Below are 21,323 nucleotides of genomic sequence, written 5' to 3'. Positions count from 1 at the left end.
CTCTTCGCCGAGCCTGAACGGGAGGGTGACGGAGGCGGGTTGAGGTCGGGCGCGCCCCCGGATGCGTGGGGGATGGGGGCGGGGGATGCCGAGCGAAGGGCTGGGGCAGGCCCGAGGCCTGGTCCGGGGGCTGGGCAGCTGGGGGCGGCGCCTGGACCGGGGCTGTGGCCGAAGCCGAAGCCGAAGCCGAGGGCTGGGCTGGGGGCGGGCATAGGGCCGCCGATGGTTGGCGGGCGAGCAGAAGCGGTGCTGCAGGCCCTGCGGCAGGACGAGCGGCAGGACCCGCAGCAGGACCCGCAGCGGAACCCGCAGCAACCTCGGTCGGATGCACAACAGCCGGAGCCTGTAGGGCAATCCAGGGCCGTGCGGCAGCGGGCCCCGGGGCCGGGGTTGATGTCGCGGGCGGAGGGGGCGGTGCGGCCGGCGGAGGGTGTGCGGCGATCCGGGGAGGCGCCGGGGTCGGGGCTGATGCCGCGGGTGGAGGGTTTGCCCGTACCGCAGGCGGTAGGGGCGCAGGCGGACGACGTGCCAGTGCCGCAGGCGGAGGGGGCCGTGCCAGTGCCGCAGGCGGCATTGCGGCGGTCGGGCCTGGGGCCGCGGGCGGGGGTTGTGCCGGTGCGGCAGCCGCAGTTGCAGGCGGAGGGGGCCGTGCGGCCATCTGGGGGTGTGCCGCAGTCCGGGGTGAGGCCGCGGTCGGGGGCGCAGACGGGGACCGTTCCAGTAGGCCAGCCGCAGCCGCAGCCGCAGCCGCAGCCGCAGCCGCAGGCCGTGCCGGGGCCTCATGCCGTGCTGCCGCATCGGGCCCAGTCGCATCCTCGGCCTCAAGCCTGGCCGCATCCCCATCCTGATCCACGGCCGCATCCCCATCCTGATCCACGGCCGCATCCCCAGCCTGATCCACGGCCTCACCCGCAGCCTGATCCACGGCCTCAAGCGCAGCCTCAAGCCCGGCCTCAATCCCGGCCTCGTCTCCAGCCTCAATCCCGGCCTCTTCCCCAGCCCCAACAACCCCCACCCCAGCCCCATCCCAGCCCTCAAGCCGAGCCCCAGCAGTCGGTGTCCTCGGCTGATGGAGGTGCGGCGGTGTCGCCCCAGTCGGGGTGGGTGGGGCTGGCTGTGCGGGAGCGGTTGCCCTTGTGGCTGCAGCTGCGGTGCGGTCTTGAGCGGCGGAGTCTGGTTGCGCTCGCCGTGGTCCTCGTGGTCGCCGGGGTCTTCGCCGCCCAGCACTTCTGGGCAGGGCGGACGCAGTCGGTGCGGGCACCGGATGTCGTCGGTGCCGCGCCCGATCGGGGCGCGGAGCCGTCTCCGTCCCCAGGAGCTCCGCTTCCTGCGGAAGGCGGTGGTCGGCCGACGGCCGGTGGGGTCGTCGTGGACGTCAGTGGGAAGGTGCGCAACCCCGGGATCCTGCGGCTGCCCACGGGGTCACGGGTCGCCGACGCGCTGAAGGCCGCGGGCGGGGTTCGCCCAGGCGCGGACACGGATGGCCTCAACCGCGCCCGCCTGCTCATCGACGGCGAACAGGTGGCGGTGGGAGCTCCGGCGGCTCCAGCTGCTCCGGCAGCGCCCGGCGCAGGGGCAGCCGCCGGGCCGGCGGGAGGAGCGAGCCCTGCCGCGCCGGTCGGCCTCAACACGGCCACCGCCGAGCAACTCGACGAACTGCCGGGCGTGGGCCCCGTGCTGGCCCAGCACATCATCGACTACCGCACGGAACATGGCGGCTTCCGCTCGGTCGACGAGCTGCGCGAGGTCAATGGAATCGGCGACAAGCGCTACGCCGACCTGCAGAATCTCGTGCGGCCATGACATCGGCACGTCAGGCATCGGCAGTAGCGCCGGGGGCCTCCACTGCCCTACCGGGCCAGGTTGCCCGCGTCCCGCCCGGGCGTCTACGCGGAGATGCCCGCCCCCGGCAAGAGGGCCCCCTTGACCTGCGCCTCGTGCCGCCCGCGCTCGCTGCCTGGGGAACGGCGGCCCTGGCGTTGGATGCCTCGCTCCGGTGGGTGATCGCAGCTGTGGTGGTCTGTGTGGTGGTGGCAGGCGCCCTGTTGGTGACATGGACGGTGCGGGGGCGGGCGGAGAGTGAGGCGCGGCAGTGCGTGCCTGAGTCGGCGGTGGCCTCTGGACGGCGGCCCTCCGCGGGGCCCGCATTCCGTGCCGCGGCCCCCTCGTGGCGGCAGCCCTGGCGGCAGATCTCTGTGGCGGCGGTCCTCCTCTGTGCCGCGGCGGGCGCTACCTCCGCGGCGCTGCACGGGGCGGACCTGCACCGCGGCCCAGTCCCTGCTCTGGCCCGTCAATACACCGAAGTAGAGGCTGAGTTGGAGGTCACCTCTGACCCCCGGCTCACTCGGCCCCGCGTCACGGGAGCCCATGCCGTGCCGCCCTCCGTCATGTTGGACGCGGAGATCGTTCGGGTCACATCCGCGGACGGAAGGACCTCCGTGACGCGCACCCCGGCCCTGGTCTTTGCCGGGGACGGGCGTCGAAAGGGAGGCGGGGGCGGGGGCAGGGGCGAGGATTCCGCCGGGTCGTGGGACAGGGCTCGCTGGCTCGCTCTTCTGCCCTCGACCAGGCTGCACGTCCGGGCGCGCCTGGCGCCGCCCTTGCCGCAGGGCGACCGCATCGCGGCGGTGCTCCGTGTGGACGCAGGGCAGGCACCGCGGGTGACCGAGGCGCCGTCGGGGCCGCAGCGTCTGGCGGGGCGGTTGCGGGGCGGGTTGCGGGAGGCCACGGACGGGCTGCCGCCCGACGCGAGGGCGCTGTTGCCCGGACTGGTGGTCGGGGACACCTCCCGGGTGCCGCCGGATCTGGAAGAGGCGTTCAGGGCGACCGACCTGACGCACCTCCTCGCCGTGAGCGGTGCCAACCTCACGATCGTCCTCGCCCTTCTCATCGGGCCGCCCGGCCTTGCCCAGCGCGCCGAACGGCGGGGCATCGCCCCACGGTTGGGTATCTCGCTGCGGGCGACCGCGTTGATCGGCGGCGCTCTCACCCTCGCCTTCGTCATCGTCTGCCGACCGGAGCCGAGCGTGCTGCGGGCCGCGGCCTGCGGGCTGATCGCGCTGCTCGCCATCGGTACCGGACGGCGCCGGTCGCTGATCCCAGCCCTGGCTGCCGCAGTGCTGCTGCTCGTCCTGTACGACCCGTGGCTGGCCCGCAGCCCCGGCTTTCTGCTCTCCGTTCTCGCCACTGGCGCCCTTCTCACCCTCGCGCCCAGGTGGAGCACGGCTCTTCAAGGACGCAGGGTTCCGCCGCGTCTGGCCGAGGCGTTGGCCGCCGCGGCTGCCGCGCAGGCGGTGTGCGCACCCGTCGTCGCCGTCATCGCGGCGCGGGTGAGCCTGGTGGCGGTGCCCTGCAACCTGCTGGCGGAAGTGGCCGTCGCGCCTGCCACGGTCTTCGGCTTCGCCACGCTGGCGATGGCGCCGTTGGCCATGCCGGTGGCCAAGGTCCTTGCCTGGTGCGCGAGTTGGCCCGCCTCATGGATCGCGGACATCGCCCGCACGGGTGCGGCTCTGCCCGGCAGCGGGGTCGACTGGCCCGGCGGCTGGCGCGGCGGCCTGCTGCTCGCCGTCGCCACGCTCGGCGTGGTTCTGGTCGGCCGCAGGCTCAGCAGGCACCCCTGGCTCAGCGTGGCCTGCGCCCTGCTGCTCATCCTCGCGATCGTGCAACCCCCGCCGCTCACCCGGGTGATCGCGGGGTGGCCGCCGCCGGGCTGGCGGTTCGCGATGTGTGATGTGGGCCAGGGTGATGCCACCGTGCTCGCGGTGGGTGAGGGGGAGGGAGTGGTCGTCGACGCGGGCCCTGATCCGGTGCTCGTGGACCGCTGTCTGCGTTCGCTCGGCGTGACCCGTGTACCGCTCGTGCTGCTTACCCACTTCCACGCCGATCACGTGGCGGGGCTTCCGGGCGTGCTGCGGGGGCGTTCGGTCGGGGCGATCCAGACGACGGGGTATCAAGAGCCGCCCGAGCAGGCGCGGTTCGTACGGGAACAGGCGGCCGCCCATCGGATCTCGGTGACCAGCGCGGTGGCGGGGGAGCGGCGCCGCGCGGGCGGCGGCGTCCTCGACTGGCAGGTGCTCTGGCCCTCGGCGGTGGGTTCGGTCCAGGGGCCGGGCCCGGCCCCTGTTCCCGAAGGACCGAACGACGCCAGTGTCACCCTGCTCGTCCGCGCCCAGGGACTGACCCTGCTCCTGCTCGGCGATCTCGAACCGCCCGCCCAGCGGGCCCTGTCGCGCACGCCGGCCGTGGCCGCGCTGCCACCCGTGGACGTGCTCAAGGTCGCTCACCACGGTTCGGCCTACCAGGACCCCGGACTCCTGCGGCGGACCGCGCCGCGCCTCGCCCTCATCTCCTGCGGCAGGAACAACTCGTACGGACACCCGGCGCCCCGCACGGTTGCGGCGTTGCGGGCAGGGGGAGCGGAGGTGCTGCGGACGGACACCGAGGGTTCGATCGCGGTCATCGGACCGAACGGCGGATCGGCGGCCCGGTCGCCTGGCGGGGCGGCGCCCGTCATGGAGGTGGCCACTCGACCGCCCTAGCGGGTGCGGCAGATCAGTCTTAACTTGGCCACTCGCGACAGTTCAATCGCTAGCGCCGCATTACAGCGAAGTGGGTTCGTGTTGCATCGAATGCCGCAACGGTGATCGAATGCCTCTTCGTGACAGTAGGTGTCACCAGGAGTTGTCACCAGGAGTTGTCAAGGTGCGCGGGGGTGTGTCGCAAATGTTCGGCCGTTGGCTGGGAGACCGTACGAACCGAGTCGGCCGGACGAACCGAGCCGGTCGGGCGGGAGGCCTGGGCGGGGCGGGACGGACCGGTCGGGTTGTGCGGGTCGGGAGTCCGTTGTCCGCCGTGGCGGTTCCGCCCCGGGCGGGAGTGCTGAGTTGCCGGGTGCTCGATCCCGTCAATGAGCCCGTGCGGCACGCGGAGTTCGCGGTCAGCGATGCCCAGGGGCGCAAGGTGGTCGGTGGGGGACTGGATCCGTTCGGCTCGTTCGTCGCGACCGTTCCGGCCGGTGACTACCGGCTGGCGGTTTCGGCGGAAGGGTTCACTCCGTACCGGGCGAACGCCACGGTCGGGGAGAGCGCGCACGCCTCGCTCGGCGACGTCATGCTCCAGATAGCCCAGCCTCCGGCGCTGCCCGAGCCCGGTGACTGGGAGATCGACCCCCTGCACACCTCGGTCGCCTTCACCGCGCGGCACATCGGTCTTGCCCGTATTCACGGCCGGTTCAACAGCTTCGCGGGTGCCATACGGCTGGGGGAGCGGATGGAGGACTCCGCGATGCATGTCGTCATCGACGCCGCCTCCATCGACACGGCCGTGCGGATGCGCGACGACCACCTGCGGTCCGGCGACTTCCTCGACGTCGAGCGCTTCCCGACCATCGAGTTCTACAGCGACCGCTTCGTCCACAAGGGCGGCAGTCGCTGGGCGATCACGGGTGGCCTGACGCTGCACGGTGTGACGCGCACGGTCACGCTCGAGACGGAGTACCTCGGGGTGGGCCAAGGGCTGGAGGGGGAGACCCGTGTCGCCTGCCGTGCCGCCACCGAGCTGCATCGCGACGACTTCACGATCAACTGGCAGACGATGCTTGCCCGCGGTATCGCGGCGGTCGGACCCAGCATCACGATCGACCTCGACATCCAGGTCCTGCCCAAGAGCTGACGCCGCCCCGCCGCCTGCCGCCGACCTCCGTCAGGGAGTCTGAAGAGGCGAGGCTAGGGAGCCTCGAGCCAGCCTTCGTGCTCCGCCGCCAGTTCGTCGAGCGCCGTGCGGTCGAGGCGGCGTTCGGGGTCCTCGACCACGACCAGCCACTGGGCGTCCTCGGCGTCGTCCTCGCCGGCCAAGGCGTCACGGACGAGTTGAGGCTGCTCGCGCACGCCGAAACGGTCGGGGAGTTCTTCCGCCACTTCCTCCGCGGCATCGCGGTCGGGCAGCACCAGGACATGTCGTACGTCGGTCACCTGCCCATTCTCCGATACGGGGCGAGCCGCCCGGGAACCGGCCGCCCGGGAACCGGCCGTACGGGAGCGGCTGTACGGGGTCGGCTGTACGGGACCGGCTGTCAGTGGCGCGTGGGATGCTTGACCGCGATGGCCAGGAAGACAGATACCGCCGACCCGCTCGCTCCTCTCACGCTCGCCGTGGGCCAGGAGGACCTCCTCCTCGACCGCGCCGTGCAGCGGGTCGTCGCGGCCGCCCGTGCCGCCGACGCGGACACGGACGTGCGCGACCTCACCTCCGACCAACTGCAGCCCGGCACGCTCGCCGAGCTGACCAGTCCCTCGCTCTTCGCCGAGCGCAAGGTCGTGGTCGTACGCAACGCGCAGGATCTGTCGGCCGACACGATCAAGGACGTGAAGGCGTATCTCGGGTCGCCGGCCGAGGAGATCACCCTCGTCCTGCTGCACGCGGGCGGGGCCAAGGGCAAGGGCCTGCTCGACGCGGCCCGCAAGGCGGGGGCCCGTGAGGTCGCCTGCCCCAAGATGACCAAGCCCGCGGACCGGCTCTCGTTCGTACGGAGCGAGTTCCGCGCCCTGGGGCGCTCGGCGACCCCCGAGGCGTGCCAGGCCCTGGTCGACTCGATCGGCAGCGATCTGCGGGAGCTCGCTTCGGCCGTGTCCCAGCTGGTGGCGGACGTCGAGGGCACGATCGACGAGGCGGTCGTCGGCCGCTACTACACGGGCCGGGCCGAGGCCTCCAGCTTCACCGTGGCCGACCGGGCTGTGGAGGGCCGGGCCGCTGAGGCTCTCGAAGCGTTGCGCTGGTCGCTGTCCACGGGTGTTGCTCCCGTCCTGATCACCAGTGCGCTGGCGCAGGCCGTGCGGGCGATCGGGAAGCTGTCCTCCGCGCGGGGTGGGCGTCCCGCCGACCTTGCCCGTGAGCTGGGGATGCCTCCCTGGAAGATCGACCGGGTCCGGCAGCAGATGCGGGGCTGGACACCGGACGGGGTGGCCGCCGCGCTTACCGCTGTCGCGGCGGCTGATGCGGGGGTCAAGGGGGGCGGGGACGATCCTGAGTACGCCCTGGAGAAGGCTGTTGTCGCTGTCGCTCGTGCGGGCCGATCTCGCCGCTAGGCGTTGGCACTGGGCCTGAGCTGTCCCCCCCCCGGGCCCGGTTCTGCGTCCGCGGGCTGGTGGGGGTTGGTCGCGTGGTTCCCCGCGCCCCTGAGCCGTTTCCCCCGGGCCCGGTTCTCGTCCGCGGGCCCGTGAGGGCTGGGCGCGCAGGTCCCCGAGCCCCTTCCGGGGCGTCCCGGCCTCCCCGGAACACAGCAATGCCCCCGGAGTGGGCCGGGGGCATCGTCGCAGCGTGGCGTACTGCGTGGTCTGTCCGCGAATCGAGGTAGAGGGCTCGAATTACCCTCGCGGGAGGGATTGATCAGCGCCCCGGCGAGCCGGGGCAAAGGGCTCAGCCCTGGAGGGTCGCGACCTTCGAAGCAAGCGCCGACTTCTTGTTGGCGGCCTGGTTCTTGTGGATGACACCCTTCGAGACGGCCTTGTCGAGCTCGCGCGAAGCCTCACGCGTGGCCTCGATGGCCTTCTGGGTGTCACCAGCGGCAACGGCCTCGCGGGCCTTGCGGATCGCGGTCTTCAGGGAAGACTTGACCGCCTTGTTGCGCTGACGCGCCTTCTCGTTGGTCTTGATCCGCTTGATCTGGGACTTGATGTTCGCCACGAAAGAGCCTTTTCAGGTTCAGGTACTGCAGAGGTACTGCAGATGAGTTTCTTTGACACGTGCCTCAGAACCGAGAAGGTCAGGAGACACAGCTGCCCAGATTACCAGCAGCACCCCGACCGGCCCAATCCGGGCCCGGCTCCCCACCCCGACCGGCCCACACCGGGGCCAGTGCCTCACCCATGGGACCATGGAACCTACGTATAGATCCGACCCGAGGCGACAGGCGCCTCAAGAGACAGGACCCTGCGTGCCCGCGACCCCTAAGAATGTGCCCGAGCCGAGCCGTACCGACCCGGCTCTGATCCGTAATTTCTGCATCATCGCGCACATCGACCACGGCAAGTCCACGCTCGCCGACCGGATGCTCCAGCTGACCGGTGTGGTCGAGCAGCGGCAGATGCGTGCTCAGTACCTCGACCGGATGGACATCGAGCGCGAGCGCGGCATCACGATCAAGTCCCAGGCGGTGCGTCTGCCCTGGGCCCCCACGGAGGGCCCCGAGCAGAGCAAGACCCACATCCTCAACATGATCGACACCCCGGGTCACGTGGACTTCACGTACGAGGTGTCCCGCTCGCTCGCGGCCTGTGAGGGCACGGTCCTTCTCGTGGACGCGGCGCAGGGCATCGAGGCGCAGACTCTCGCCAACCTCTACCTGGCGATGGAGAACGACCTCAAGATCGTCCCGGTGCTCAACAAGATCGACCTGCCGGCCGCGCAGCCGGAGAAGTTCTCTGAGGAGCTCGCCAATCTCATCGGCTGCGAGCCGGAGGACGTGCTGAAGGTCTCCGCGAAGACCGGCATGGGCGTCGAGGCGCTGCTCGACAAGGTCGTCGCCGACGTCCCGCCGCCGGTCGGCGTCGCCGACGCGCCCGCGCGAGCGATGATCTTCGACTCGGTGTACGACTCCTACCGAGGCGTGGTGACGTACGTACGAGTCGTCGACGGCCAGCTCAACAAGCGTGAGCGGATCCGGATGATGTCCACCGGTGCCACCCACGAGCTGCTCGAGATCGGTGTCTCGTCGCCCGAGATGACCCCGGCCGACGGCATCGGCGTCGGCGAGGTGGGCTACATCATCACCGGCGTGAAGGACGTCCGTCAGTCCAAGGTCGGTGACACGATCACCTCCCTGCACAAGGGCGCGACCGAGGCCCTCGGCGGCTACAAGGACCCCAAGCCGATGGTCTTCTCGGGTCTGTATCCGCTGGACGGCTCTGAGTACCCGGACCTGCGTGAGGCCCTGGACAAGCTGCAGCTCAACGACGCCGCGCTGGTCTACGAGCCGGAGACGTCGGCCGCGCTCGGCTTCGGCTTCCGCGTGGGCTTCCTGGGACTCCTGCACCTCGACGTGATCCGTGAGCGGCTCGAGCGCGAGTTCGGGCTCGACCTCATTGCCACCGCTCCGAACGTGGTCTACCGCGTGGACATGGAGGACGGCTCCGAGCACACGGTCACCAACCCGAGCGAGTTCCCCGAGGGCAAGATCGACAAGGTCTACGAGCCCGTCGTACGCGCCACGCTCCTCGCGCCCAGCGAGTTCATCGGCTCGATCATGGAGCTCTGCCAGAACCGCCGCGGCACCCTCCTCGGCATGGACTACCTCTCCGAGGACCGGGTGGAGATCCGCTACACCCTCCCCCTCGCCGAGATCGTCTTCGACTTCTTCGATCAGCTGAAGTCCAAGACCCGCGGCTACGCGTCGCTGGACTACGAGCCCACCGGCGAGCAGTCCGCCGACCTGGTGAAGGTCGACATCCTGCTGCACGGCGACCGGGTCGACGCGTTCTCCGCCGTCACCCACAAGGACGCCGCGTACGCGTACGGCGTGCGTCTCGTGGCCAAGCTGCGGGAGCTCATCCCGCGGCAGGCCTTCGAGATCCCCGTCCAGGCCGCCATCGGCTCCCGGGTCATCTCCCGCGAGACGATCCGTGCCATCCGCAAGGACGTCCTCGCCAAGTGCTACGGCGGTGACATCTCGCGTAAGCGCAAGCTGCTCGAAAAGCAGAAGGAGGGCAAGAAGCGCATGAAGATGGTCGGCTCCGTCGAGGTGCCGCAGGAAGCCTTCATCGCGGTGCTCTCCAGTGACGACAGCGGTCCGGGCAAGGCGAAGAAGTAGCTCACGCCGCAGCCGCCATCCCGTCCGGCACGGGCGTCACACAGGCATCTCAGCGGGTCCGTCGCGCTCTTGCGCGGCGGACCCGTTCTTGTATGAAGTGACAGGCGGAAGCCCCTTACGCACCGGGCCTCGGCGCTCTACTCTGATCACTGCTCGTAGGTTACTCGCAAGTTAAACAAGACCCTCGCACGTTCAACAAGCCCAGCAGCCGCCAGCCAGTCGCCGCCATGTCGCGGGTCCGGAGGATGTCGTGAGCGACACACAGACCTTGATCGAGAACCGTCCGCCGTCCGTGGCGCATCTCTTCCTGGAGCGCGTGGCGGCCACGCCCGATGCCGAGGCCTATCGCTATCCGGTGCCGTCGGCCGCGGGCGAAGGCCCCGATGAGTGGAAGTCGCTGAGCTGGGCGCAGGCCGCCGAGCGCGTCTACTCCATCGCCGCGGGCCTCATCGAGCTCGGCCTCGCCCCCGAGGACCGGGTGGCGCTCGCCTCGTCCACGCGGGTCGAGTGGATCCTCGCCGACCTCGGCATCCTCTGCGCGGGCGCGGCCACCACCACGGTGTATCCGCAGACCAACGCCGAGGAGTCCACCTACATCCTGTCCGACTCCGACAGCCGGGTCCTGATCGCCGAGAACGCCGAGCAGCTCGCCAAGGCGCGCGAGAAGCGGGCCGAGCTGCCCGACCTGCGGCACGTCGTGGTGATCGACGCCGAGGGCGCGGGGCCCGCCGAGGGCGACCCCGAAGGCTGGGTGCTCACCCTCGCCGACCTGGAGGCGCGCGGCGCCGCCCACCTGGAGAAGAACCCGGAGGCGGTCAAGGAGCGGATCGCGGCGATCAGCAAGGACCAGCTCGCCACGATCATCTACACCTCCGGCACCACGGGCCGCCCCAAGGGTGTGCGCCTGCCGCAGGACAACTGGTCGTACATGGCGAAGGCCATCGCGGCGACCGGTCTGCTCGGCCCGGACGACGTGCAGTACCTGTGGCTGCCGCTCGCGCACGTCTTCGGCAAGGTGCTGACCTCGGGCCAGATCGAGCTCGGGCACGTCACCGCCGTCGACGGGCGGGTCGACAAGATCATCGAGAATCTGCCCGTCGTGCAGCCGACGTACATGGCCGCCGTGCCGCGCATCTTCGAGAAGGTCTACAACGGGGTCGCGGCCAAGGCGCGGGCCGGTGGCGGCGCCAAGTACAAGATCTTCCTGTGGGCGGCCGAGGTCTCCCGCGAGTACGCGAAGGTCAGCCAGGACAACTTCCGCAGGACCGGCAACGCGTCCGTGCCCTTCGGGCTCGGCGCCAAGCACAAGGTCGCCGACGCGCTCGTCTACTCCAAGCTGCGGGACGCCTTCGGCGGACGCCTGCGCGCCGCCGTCTCGGGGTCGGCCGCGCTCGCCCCCGAGATCGGCTACTTCTTCGCCGGCGCGGGCATCCACATCCTGGAGGGCTACGGCCTCACGGAGTCCTCCGCGGCCTCCTTCGTCAACCCCGGCGAGGCCTACCGCACCGGCACCGTCGGCAAGCCGCTGCCCGGCACCGAGGTCCGGATCGCGGACGACGGCGAGATCCTGCTGCGCGGCCCCGGCATCATGGAGGGCTACCACGGCCTCGCCGAGAAGACGGCCGAGGTCCTGGAGTCCGACGGGTGGTTCCACACCGGGGACATCGGCGAGCTGTCCGAGGACGGCTACCTGCGGATCACCGACCGCAAGAAGGACCTGATCAAGACCTCCGGCGGCAAGTACATCGCGCCCGCCGAGGTCGAGGGCCAGTTCAAGGCCGTCTGCCCGTACGTCTCCAACATCCTGGTGCACGGCGCCGACAAGAACTTCTGCACCGCCCTGATCGCGCTCGACGAACCGTCCATCCTGGCCTGGGCCAAGGACAACGGCCTGGACGGCAAGAGCTACGCAGACGTGGTCGCCGCCCCGGCGACGGTCGAGCTCGTCGAGGGCTATGTGAAGCAGCTCAACGAAGGTCTCCAGCGCTGGCAGACCGTCAAGAAGTTCAAGTTGCTGCCCCGCGACCTGGACATCGAGCACGGCGAACTGACGCCAAGCCTGAAGCTGAAGCGGCCGGTCGTCGAGCGCGAGTACCAGCACCTGATCGACGAGATGTACGCGGGTTCGCGCGAGGCCTGAGCCTCGACTCCCGTACGCGGGAGGGGTGTTGGACGGGGTGTCCGGCGCATCGCGTCAGACGCCCCGCCCGCGCCGCATCTCCCTCACCAGCTCCTCCATGTGCGTCACGTGGTGGCGGAGTTCGAGGACGTCCTTGAGGCTGCTCGCGGCCATGTGCGCCTCGATCGCCGAGAGCCGGGCCGCCAGTTCGTCGAACTGCTGCTGCTCGCGCGCCAGGATCTTCTCCAACTGCTGGTTCTTGCGGTGCAGTTCGAGGAAGACGGTGACCTTGGCGCGCAGCACCCAGGGGTCGAACGGTTTGGTCAGATAGTCGGCGGCGCCCGTCGCGTAGCCGCGGAAGGCGTAGCCCGCGTCGTTGTCCGTGCCCGTCAGGAAGATGATGGGCACGTCCTTGGTCTGGTCGAGCCGTTTGATGTTCGACGCCGTCTCGAAGCCGTCCATACCCGGCATGCGTACGTCCAGGAGGATCACGGCGAATCGTTGGCGCAAGAGCGCCTTCATCGCTTCCTCGCCCGAACGCGCGCGCACCAGTGGTTCGTTGAGAGACCCCAGGACGGCTTCGAGCGCCATCAGATTGTCCTCCATGTCGTCGACAAGGAGGATGCTCGCGTGGTTGTCGGTCATGACCTCTGTGCTCATGGTGACAGTGCCTCACTCGGTCGTCGGCGGAACGGCGGTCTCCCCTGGAGCGCCTGCCGGTTCCGGTGCAACGGTCTTCTCTGCTGTGGTGGGTGCGTCCGGCTCCGCCGCGCCGTCGCCGTCGGGGGCCAGGAGGGTGCAGGCGACGGTGAGCAGTTGGTCCACGTCCACGGGCTTGGGTACGTAGTCGCTCGCGCCCTGTTCGATGGCTTTCTCGCGGTCGCCGGGCATGGCCTTGGCGGTCAGCGCGATGATGGGCAGGCCGGTCCAGCGGGGGCTGCGGCGGATCGCGGAGATGGTTTCGTAGCCGTCCATCTCCGGCATCATGATGTCCATCAGGATGAGGTCGGTGTCGGGGTTGCGCTCCAGGGTCTCGATCCCTTCACGGCCGTTCTCCGCGTAGAGGACGGGCATGCCGACGCGGCTCAGCACGTGGGTGAGCGCGAAGACGTTGCGGATGTCGTCGTCCACGATCAGGACGCGGCGCCCGCGCAGTATCCGGCCCGCCGCGCCTTCCCTGTACTCCTCCAGCTTGGTGGGCGTCGGCCAGCTGTCGTTCTGTTCGTGGAAGGTGTGCTGGGTCATGGGGACCCGGTCGTCGTGCGCCTCCGGCGTGGCGGTCGACCTCGTCGCCGCGTACGCCGCCGCGGCGGGGCCGTGCCCGGGGTGCACCACGGGCACGTACAGCGAGAAGACGGAGCCCTGGCCGGGGCTGCTCTCCGCGGTGATGCGGCCGCCGAGGAGCCCGGCGATCTCGCGGCTGATGGAGAGACCGAGGCCGGTGCCGCCGTACTTGCGGTTGGTGGTGCCGTCGGCCTGCTGGAACGCCTCGAAGATGGCCGGGAGTTGATCGGCCGGGATGCCGATGCCGGTGTCCTTGACGGCGAAGCAGAGCCGGTCGCCGCCGTCGTGCAGCCGCCGCTCGCCGGTGTTCTTGACCCGGCTCACGCGCAGTTCGACCCGGCCGCTCGCGGTGAACTTGACCGCGTTCGACAGGAGGTTGCGCAGGATCTGCTGGAGCCGCTGCTCGTCCGAGAACATCTCTCGCGGCACGTCCTCGCCGACCGACACCTCGAAGGCGAGCCCGCGGTCCAGGGTGAGCGGGCGGAACGTCGCGTGGACGTAGTCGAGGACCTTGATGAGGGGGAGCTTCTTGGGGCGTACGTCCATGCGGCCCGCCTCGATCTTGGACAGGTCCAGGATGTCGTTGATGAGCTGCAGGAGGTCGGAGCCCGAGCGGTGGATGGTGGTCGCGAACTGCACCTCCTGGTCGGAGAGATGGCTGTCGGGGTTGTCGGCGAGCAGCCGGGCCAGGATGAGCAGGGAGTTCAGCGGGGTGCGCAGCTCGTGCGACATGTTCGCGAGGAACTCGGACTTGTACTGCGACGAGGTGGCCAGGAGCGCTGCCTTCTCCTCCAGTTCGGCGTTCGAGCGCTGCAACTCCGCCTGCTGGAGCTGCAGTTCGTCCGAGCGGTCCTGGAGCTGTGTGGCGAGTCGCTGGGACTCGCTGAGCAGTGACTCCGTACGGGAGTTGGCGATGATCGTGTTGATCGCGACGCCGATGGTGCTCACGAACTGGTCGAAGAACGCCAGGTGCACGTCCGAGAAGCGGGAGAACGTGGCCAGCTCGATCACGCCGAGCAGCTTGTCCTCGAAGAGGATGGGGATGATCACCAGGCTGGCCGGCGCCGCGTCGCCGAGCCCCGAAGTGATCTTGATGTAGTCGGCCGGCACCTCGTCGACGAGGATCCGCTTCTTCTCCAGGGCCGCCTGGCGCACCAGGCCGTGCGCGGGCATCGCACCCGTGTCGACGACCGAGCCCTGTGCGGAGCCGTACCCGGCGATGAAGGCCAGCCCCTTGACCGGGGGAGTCTGCAGCGTCGTGGCTTCCCCGGCCTCCGGGTCGGCCAGGAAGAACGCGCCGTACTGGGCGTTCACCAGCGGGGTCAGCTCGCGCAGGATCAGATCGGCGACCTCCATCAGGTCGCGGTGGCCCTGCATCAGACCCGCGAGGCGGGCCAGGTTCGACTCCAGCCAGTCCTTGGCGCGGGTGGTCTCACGGAGGTTGGAGACCATGACGTTGATGTTGTTCTTGAGCTCGGAGACCTCGCCGCGGGTCTCGACCGTGATGGAACGGGTCATGTCGCCCTGCGCCACGGCGGATGCGACCTCGGCGATCGCGCGGACCTGCGTGGTGAGGTTCAGGGCCAGCTCGTTCACGTTCGTCGTCAGGCGCTTCCACGTGCCGTAGACACCCTCGACCCTTGCCTGGCCGCCCAGTTGACCCTCGGAGCCGACCTCGCGGGCCACGCGGGTGACCTCGGACGAGAACGAGGACAGCGTGTCCACCATGGTGTTGATGGTGGTCTTCAGCTCCAGGATCTCGCCGCGCGCGTCCACGTCGATCTTCTTGGAGAGGTCGCCCTGGGCCACCGCCGTCGCGACCTGCGCGATGTTGCGGACCTGCCCCGTGAGGTTGTCGGCCATGTAGTTGACGTTGTCGGTGAGGTCCTTCCACACGCCCGATACGCCGAGCACCTGCGCACGGCCGCCGAGCCGTCCGTCCGTGCCGACCTCGCGGGCCACGCGGGTCACCTCGTCCGCGAAGGCGCGCAGCTGCTCCACCATCGTGTTGACGGTGTCCTTCAGCTCCAGGATCTCGCCGCGCGCCGTCACCGTGATCATCTTGGACAGGTCGCCGTTCGCGACGGCCGTGGTGACCTGCGCGATGTTCCGCACCTGCGAAGTCAGGTTCAACGCCATGAAGTTGACGTTGTCGGTGAGGTCCTTCCACACGCCCGACACACCGCGCACCTGGGCCTGACCGCCGAGGTTTCCCTCGGTGCCGACCTCGCGGGCGACGCGCGTGACCTCGTCGGCGAACGCGGAGAGCTGGTCGACCATCGTGTTGATGGTCGACTTCAGTTCGAGGATCTCGCCCTTCGCCTCGACCGTGATCTTCTTGCCGAGGTCGCCCTGGGCGACGGCCGTCGACACGAGGGCGATGTTCCGCACCTGTGAAGTGAGGTTGTCCGCCATGAAGTTGACGTTGTCGGTGAGGTCCTTCCACACGCCCGACACGCCCCGCACCTGAGCCCGGCCACCCAGATTTCCCTCCGTGCCGACCTCGCGGGCCACGCGCGTGACCTCGTCGGCGAACGCGGAGAGCTGGTCCACCATCGTGTTGACCGTCGACTTCAGCTCCAGGATCTCGCCCCGGGCGTCCACGGTGATCTTCTGGCTCAGGTCGCCGTTCGCGACGGCCGTGGTGACCTGGGCGATGTTCCGCACCTGAGAGGTGAGGTTCGACGCCATGAAGTTGACGTTGTCCGTGAGGTCCTTCCAGACCCCCGACACACCACGTGCCTGCGCCCGGCCGCCCAACTGCCCCTCGGTGCCCACCTCGCGGGCGACACGCGTCACTTCGGCGGCGAACGCGGAGAGCTGCTCGACCATCGTGTTGACGGTCAGCTTCAGTTCGAGCAGCTCGCCCGTCGCCTCGACGGTCACTGTCCGTGTCAGGTCGCCCTGCGCCACCGCCGTCGTCACCAGAGCGATGTCGCGCACCTGGGCGGTGAGCCGGGCGGCCATCGTGTTGACGGCCTCCGTCACGTCACGCCAACTGCCCGAAAGCCCACGCACCTTGGCGCGCCCGCCGAGCCGCCCCTCCGTGCCGACCTCACGGGCGACGCGCGTGACCTCGCCCGTGAACAGCGACAGCTGGTCGACCATCGTGTTCACCGCGCGGCCCAGGCGCCGCAGATCACCCCGCAGCTCCCGGCTGCCGTCGTGCAGATCGACACGCTGCGTGAGGTCACCGCCCGCGACCGCGTTCAGGACACGCGTGGCGTTGGCCGCCGGGGCGACCAGGGAGTCGAGCAAAGAGTTGACGTCCTGGACGCGCGTGGCCCAGCTGCCCTGCCCCGGGCTCGCGGAGAACCGCTCGTCGAGGTGGCCGTGGCGGATGATCTCCCTGCGTACGCGGGAGAGTTCACCGTCGAAGTGCAGGGAGCGGTCCAGCATCTCGTTGAACACGGAGGTCAGCTCGGCCGTAAGGCCGTGGCCGGTCACCGGGATCTTGGTGAAGTCCCCGTCCCGCGCGGACCGCATGGCGGCCAGGAGCGGACGCAGGTCGGAGTGCGCTTCCGGGGTGGTCTCCGGGGTGGTCTCCGGGGGGTCTTCGGACGCCGTGTCCGGAGCGGGTCCGGACGGCGGAGGGGGTATCGGAGCTCGTTTCGGTGCCGGAATCCGACCGTAACCGAGCGCGGGCGTAGCACTGTTCTCACTCATAGCGGCCCACTTCAGTAACTCGGTGCTTATGGGCGTGGCCAGTCTGTCACTCTGTCCGTGTCGCCTGAGGCCTAATCGACCGAACTGCTCAGGAGCCGAAACGTGGGGTCCATTCCGATGCAACGGGAGACCACTTTCCGTGTGTCCGCCCAGCCGGGGCACGAGCCCGGCCCGCCGGCGGTGGTGCGCACATCGCTGCCCGGAAACCCGATGGCGCCCGCCGCCGCGCGCAAGTTCGTGCGCGCGGCGCTCGCCGACTGGACCGAACTCTCCGTGCCCGCGGCGGCGGGCGTCACCGACCGCCTCGCCGACGATGCCGTGCTCCTGGTCAGCGAACTCGTCACGAACGCCGTCGTGCACGCGGGCACGACGGTCGAGGTGCTGTGCAGGCTCGACGAGGCGGGCCTGGGGGAGAGCTGCGACACCCTGGTCATCGAGGTCTCCGACCACCACCCCGCCCGCGCCGTCCGCAGCGAGCCCGTGCCCCAGCCGCCCGGCACACCCGAGTACGGCCGTGGTCTCCAGCTCGTCGCGTCCCTCTCCGACTCCTGGGGCATCACCTACCGCACCGGCACCAAGGCCGTCTGGGCCCGCCTCCCGGTCGGCGGAGTGCAGGCCGTCCAGGAGATCGAGTCGTACGCGAGCGAACAGGCGATGCAGCGGGGACTGCGCGCCGCCGAGATCCTCGCGCCGCTGCCGAAGCGGATCACGCACGACACGGAGTGGGTCAACCGCGGCGCGCTCACCTTCCTCGCCGAGGCGTCCGATCTGCTCGCCGGACAGTTCGACGAGGACCTGGTGGCCGCCCTCGCAGGCCAGCTGCTCGTGCCGCGGCTCGCGGACTGGTGCGCGGTGTGGCTCGACGACGAGCCGGAGTTCGCGCAGCGCGGCACCGCGAACGGATTCCAGGGAACGAGGCTCGCCCGTGTCTGGCACACCAGCGAGCAGCGGATAGAGGAACTGCGCCGCAGCCTGGAGAAGGACCCGCCCCGGCTGCCGCGGTCCGCGGGCTCCGGCCCCGTCCCCGTCCCGTGGCCCGGCGAGGCGCTGGCCGGCGAGGCGAGCGGCACGGCCCTGGCGTACCGCCTCACGGCGGGCGGACGCGCCCTTGGCACGCTCGTCATCGGCCGCGCCGGGATGATGCGCTTCGCCGACGAAGTCACGGGCCTCATCGAGGACTTCAGCCGCCGCGTCGCGCTGGCCATCAGCGCGGCCCGGCGCTATCAGCGGCAGGCCACCATCAGCCAGGTCCTGCAGCGCGGGCTCCTTCCGAGCTCCGTGGCGGACATCCCCGGGATGCACAGCGGTGTGGTGTACGAGCCGCGGGACAAGGGCGGCCCCGGCGGCGACTTCTACGACGTGTTCCAGGCGGGCAAGGGCCGCTGGTGCTTCGCGCTCGGCGACGTACAGGGCAAGGGCGTCGAGGCTGCCGTCGTGATCGGCCTCGCCAGGCCGTGGCTGCGGCTGCTCGCCCGCGAGGGGTACGAGGTCGCGGAGGTCCTCGACCGCCTCAACCAGCTGCTCCTCGACGACGCGACGGAGGCGGCGGACGCGGCGGCGGCGGTGGTCGCGGTCGCGGGCGGCCAGCGCCTGCCGCCTGACGGCGCCCCGTCCCGCTTTCTGTCCCTGCTTTATGGCGAGCTGGTGCCCATGGACGACGGCAGCGTCCGCTGCACCGTGGGGAGCGCCGGACACCCCCTGCCGCTGCTCCTTTCCCCCGACGGCACGGTGCGGGCGGCGGCCACACCCCAGCTGCTGCTCGGGGTCGTGGACGACGCGACGTACACGGGCGAAACCTTCGAGCTGCGGACCGGCGACACACTGCTCTGCGTGACGGACGGGGTGACGGAGCGCCGCGCAGGACGGGAGATGTTCGACGACGGCGACGGGCTCGCGACGGCCTTCGCGGGCTGCGCGGGCCTGGACGCGGCGCTGGTGGCGGAGCGGATCAAGAGGCTGGTGCACGAGTTTTCAGAGAGGCCGCCGGATGACGATATGGCGGTGCTGGTGTTGCAGGCGCAGTAGCGGATCGGTGCGCGGCGTCGGCTTCCTCCGCGGTGCGGGACAATCAGAGGTATGCCTTCCGCACTGCCCGATGGTGAGTCCATGCCCGAGGACGGGGCCCTGCCCGCGTCCGCCCTCGAGGGTGCGCGGACGCGTCCGCTCGGTTTCTACCTCCACGTCCCGTACTGCGCCACGCGCTGCGGGTACTGCGACTTCAACACCTACACCGCGACCGAGCTGCGCGGCTCCGGCGGCGTGCTCGCCTCCCGCGACAACTACGCGGACACCCTGATCGACGAGGTGCGGCTCGCGCGCAAGACCCTGGGCGACGACCCGCGCCCGGTGCAGACGGTCTTCGTCGGAGGCGGTACGCCGACGCTGCTCGCCGCGGCCGACCTCGTCCGCATGCTGGGCGCCGTGCGTGAGGAGTTCGGCCTCGCGGACGACGCGGAGATCACGACGGAGGCGAACCCGGAGTCCGTCGACCCGGCGTACCTCAGCGAGCTGCGGGCCGGGGGCTTCAACCGCGTCTCCTTCGGGATGCAGAGCGCCAAGCAGCACGTACTGAAGGTGCTCGACCGCACCCACACACCCGGCCGCCCCGAGGCGTGCGTGGCGGAGGCGCGGGCGGCGGGCTTCGACCACGTCAACCTGGACCTCATCTACGGCACCCCGGGCGAGACGGACGACGACTGGCGGGCCACGCTCGACGCGGCGATCGGCGCCGGGCCCGACCACGTCAGCGCCTACGCGCTGATCGTCGAGGAGGGCACGCAGCTGGCGCGGCGGATTCGGCGGGGTGAGGTGCCGATGACGGACGACGACGTGCACGCGGACCGGTATCTGATCGCCGACGAGGTACTCGGGGGTGCCGGGTTCTCCTGGTACGAGGTGTCCAACTGGGCCACGTCCGACGCGGGGCGGTGCCTGCACAACGAGCTGTACTGGCGGGGGGCCGACTGGTGGGGGGCCGGGCCGGGGGCCCACAGCCATGTGGGGGGCGTGCGGTGGTGGAACGTCAAGCACCCCGGGGCCTACGCGGGGGCGCTGGCCGCTGGGCGCTCGCCTGGTGCCGGGCGGGAGGTGCTGGCCGCCGAGGACCGGCGGGTGGAGCGGATCCTGCTGGAGCTGCGGCTGCTTGAGGGGTGTCCGTTGTCCCTCCTTCGCCCTGCGGGTCTTGCGGCCGCGGAGCGGGCCCTCTCGGACGGCCTCCTTCAGGTGGGGCCTTACGAGGAGGGGCGGGCCGTGCTGACCCTGCGGGGGCGGTTGTTGGCGGATGCGGTGGTGCGGGACCTGGTGGATTGATCGGCTGAGGTTCGAGCGGTCCCTGCGGGGCCTTCTCCGGCGCGGGGGCCTTGCTTGCCGTCATCACCGGCTCCGCCGAGTTCGTCCTCAAACGCCGGACGGGCTGAAAGGGCTTCGCCGGGTGGATGGGCAGCTGCCGGGCAACCGGGTGGGATGCCTGGAAAGGATCCGCCGCGCAGCGGCGAACAGACAGGCCCACAGCCGACGAAGCCGGGAGGCCTGGAAAGATCCGCCGCGCAGCGGCGGGCTAGGCCTCATCCCCGGTGACGAAGTCGATCAACTCCTCCACGCGACCCAGAAGCGCCGGCTCCAGATCCCGGTAGCTGCGGACCGAGCCCAGGATCCGTTGCCACGCGGCGCCCGTGTTCGTGGGCCAGCCCAGCGCCTCGCAGACGCCCGTCTTCCAGTCCCGGCCGCGCGGGACCCGGGGCCACGCATCGATCCCCACCGACGACGGCTTCACCGCCTCCCACACGTCGATATAGGGGTGGCCCACCACCAGCGCCGACGCCGAATTCACCTGCGCCGCGATCCTTGACTCCTTGGAGCCGGGTACCAAGTGGTCCACGAGGACCCCCAGGCGCGCATCAGGGCCGGGCGCGAAGTCGGCCACGATCGCCGGGAGGTCGTCGATGCCCTCCAGGTACTCCACCACCACGCCCTCGATCCGCAGGTCGTCGCCCCACACCCGCTCGACGAGCTCCGCGTCGTGCCGCCCCTCGACGTAGATCCGTCCCGCGCGGGCGACCCGGGCCCGCGCCCCCGGCACGGCCACCGAACCGGAGGCGGTACGCGTGGGGCGTAGGGGAGACGAGGCGGCGGACGGGCGGACGAGGGTGACCGTCCGTCCCTCCAGGGCGAAGCCCCCGGGAGTCATCGGGAAGACGCGGTGCTTGCCGAAGCGGTCCTCCAAGGTCACCGTCGGACCCTCCGCCGTCTTCTCGCAGCGGATCACCGCCCCGCAGAAACCGGTGCCGAGCTCCTCCACCACGAGATCCGCCTCCGCGGCGACCTCCGGCACGGGCTTCGGCTTCTTCCACGGCGGCGTGAGGTCTGCGGAGTACAGACGGCGCTGCGGGCCCGAAGGGCCCTCGTTGGAGGGGTGCTGGCGGGAGGCGGGTGGGAGCATTCGCACGACGATAG

13 protein-coding genes are annotated in these 21,323 nt (G+C 70.5%); 8 read left to right on the top strand and 5 right to left on the bottom strand.

The features are described 5' to 3' along the window. The first annotated feature begins 1,083 nt into the window (after window positions 1-1,083). The 3 genes from AC5P1C_RS08075 to AC5P1C_RS08065 all read left to right on the top strand — a co-directional run bounded on the left by AC5P1C_RS08075 (window position 1,084) and on the right by AC5P1C_RS08065 (window position 5,670). Complete coding sequence (locus AC5P1C_RS08075; protein WP_493864949.1) at window positions 1,084-1,803, top strand: ComEA family DNA-binding protein; 720 nt, start codon at window positions 1,084-1,086, stop codon at window positions 1,801-1,803. After that, the gene (locus tag AC5P1C_RS08070; protein ID WP_493864948.1) at window positions 1,800-4,538 is read left to right on the top strand and encodes a ComEC/Rec2 family competence protein; all 2,739 of its coding nucleotides are present in this window, start codon (window positions 1,800-1,802) and stop codon (window positions 4,536-4,538) included. The genes AC5P1C_RS08075 and AC5P1C_RS08070 overlap by 4 nt, the downstream gene beginning before the upstream one ends. A gap of 184 nt (window positions 4,539-4,722) precedes the next feature. Beyond that, window positions 4,723-5,670 carry a YceI family protein gene (locus AC5P1C_RS08065; RefSeq protein WP_493864995.1) on the top strand — a complete coding sequence of 316 codons (948 nt, stop codon included), beginning with the start codon at window positions 4,723-4,725 and terminating at the stop codon, window positions 5,668-5,670. Between the two features lie 53 nt (window positions 5,671-5,723). On the opposite strand, the gene AC5P1C_RS08060 is transcribed toward AC5P1C_RS08065, so the two are convergent. Then, a complete protein-coding gene (locus AC5P1C_RS08060; RefSeq protein ID WP_160504983.1) occupies window positions 5,724-5,969 on the bottom strand; it encodes a hypothetical protein in 246 nt (81 codons plus the stop codon). Between the two features lie 129 nt (window positions 5,970-6,098). Here AC5P1C_RS08060 and holA point away from each other — a divergent pair, with 129 nt between their 5' ends. After that, window positions 6,099-7,082, top strand: coding sequence for a DNA polymerase III subunit delta (gene holA, locus AC5P1C_RS08055; protein ID WP_493864947.1), 984 nt, complete (start codon window positions 6,099-6,101; stop codon window positions 7,080-7,082). A 331-nt stretch (window positions 7,083-7,413) separates the two neighbouring features. Here the strand turns inward: holA and rpsT are convergent, their stop codons facing one another. Beyond that, window positions 7,414-7,680 (bottom strand): 30S ribosomal protein S20, encoded by a 267-nt coding sequence (gene rpsT, locus AC5P1C_RS08050; protein WP_493864946.1) that lies wholly within the window; start codon window positions 7,678-7,680, stop codon window positions 7,414-7,416. A 250-nt stretch (window positions 7,681-7,930) separates the two neighbouring features. Between rpsT and lepA the strand changes: the two genes are divergently transcribed. Continuing rightward, window positions 7,931-9,802, top strand: coding sequence for a translation elongation factor 4 (gene lepA / locus AC5P1C_RS08045; protein ID WP_493864945.1), 1,872 nt, complete (start codon window positions 7,931-7,933; stop codon window positions 9,800-9,802). Window positions 9,803-10,052: 250 nt separating this feature from the next. Further along, on the top strand, window positions 10,053-11,942 hold the full coding sequence (locus AC5P1C_RS08040; protein WP_493864944.1) for an AMP-dependent synthetase/ligase: 1,890 nt from the start codon (window positions 10,053-10,055) through the stop codon (window positions 11,940-11,942). A gap of 54 nt (window positions 11,943-11,996) precedes the next feature. Here AC5P1C_RS08040 and AC5P1C_RS08035 read toward each other — a convergent pair whose 3' ends face one another. Continuing rightward, window positions 11,997-12,581: a response regulator gene (locus AC5P1C_RS08035; protein WP_493864943.1), complete on the bottom strand. Its 585-nt coding sequence runs from the start codon at window positions 12,579-12,581 to the stop codon at window positions 11,997-11,999. Window positions 12,582-12,593: 12 nt separating this feature from the next. Next, a complete protein-coding gene (locus AC5P1C_RS08030; RefSeq protein ID WP_493864994.1) occupies window positions 12,594-16,691 on the bottom strand; it encodes a HAMP domain-containing protein in 4,098 nt (1,365 codons plus the stop codon). Window positions 16,692-16,973: 282 nt separating this feature from the next. Here AC5P1C_RS08030 and AC5P1C_RS08025 point away from each other — a divergent pair, with 282 nt between their 5' ends. Further along, a complete protein-coding gene (locus AC5P1C_RS08025) occupies window positions 16,974-18,896 on the top strand; it encodes a SpoIIE family protein phosphatase (RefSeq protein ID WP_493864942.1) in 1,923 nt (640 codons plus the stop codon). Window positions 18,897-18,947: 51 nt separating this feature from the next. After that, window positions 18,948-20,180: a radical SAM family heme chaperone HemW gene (hemW, locus tag AC5P1C_RS08020; RefSeq protein ID WP_493864941.1), complete on the top strand. Its 1,233-nt coding sequence runs from the start codon at window positions 18,948-18,950 to the stop codon at window positions 20,178-20,180. A gap of 247 nt (window positions 20,181-20,427) precedes the next feature. Here hemW and AC5P1C_RS08015 read toward each other — a convergent pair whose 3' ends face one another. Then, window positions 20,428-21,309 (bottom strand): DUF3097 domain-containing protein, encoded by an 882-nt coding sequence (locus AC5P1C_RS08015; RefSeq protein WP_493864940.1) that lies wholly within the window; start codon window positions 21,307-21,309, stop codon window positions 20,428-20,430. Window positions 21,310-21,323: the final 14 nt, after the last annotated feature.

It is taken from the genome of Streptomyces sp. A18, from assembly GCF_059026065.1.
This window is presented reverse-complemented; position numbering and strand designations above follow the sequence as displayed.

Bases quoted from the DNA above. Each gene is read 5' to 3' on its own strand.
- AC5P1C_RS08015 (WP_493864940.1), bottom strand. From the start codon at position 21,309: ATGCTCCCACCCGCCTCCCGCCAGCACCCCTCCAACGAGGGCCCTTCG.
- AC5P1C_RS08030 (WP_493864994.1), bottom strand. From the start codon at position 16,691: ATGCGGTCCGCGCGGGACGGGGACTTCACCAAGATCCCGGTGACCGGC.
- holA (WP_493864947.1), top strand. From the start codon at position 6,099: ATGGCCAGGAAGACAGATACCGCCGACCCGCTCGCTCCTCTCACGCTC.
- hemW (WP_493864941.1), top strand. From the start codon at position 18,948: ATGCCTTCCGCACTGCCCGATGGTGAGTCCATGCCCGAGGACGGGGCC.
- AC5P1C_RS08065 (WP_493864995.1), top strand. From the start codon at position 4,723: ATGTTCGGCCGTTGGCTGGGAGACCGTACGAACCGAGTCGGCCGGACG.
- AC5P1C_RS08070 (WP_493864948.1), top strand. From the start codon at position 1,800: ATGACATCGGCACGTCAGGCATCGGCAGTAGCGCCGGGGGCCTCCACT.
- AC5P1C_RS08035 (WP_493864943.1), bottom strand. From the start codon at position 12,581: ATGAGCACAGAGGTCATGACCGACAACCACGCGAGCATCCTCCTTGTC.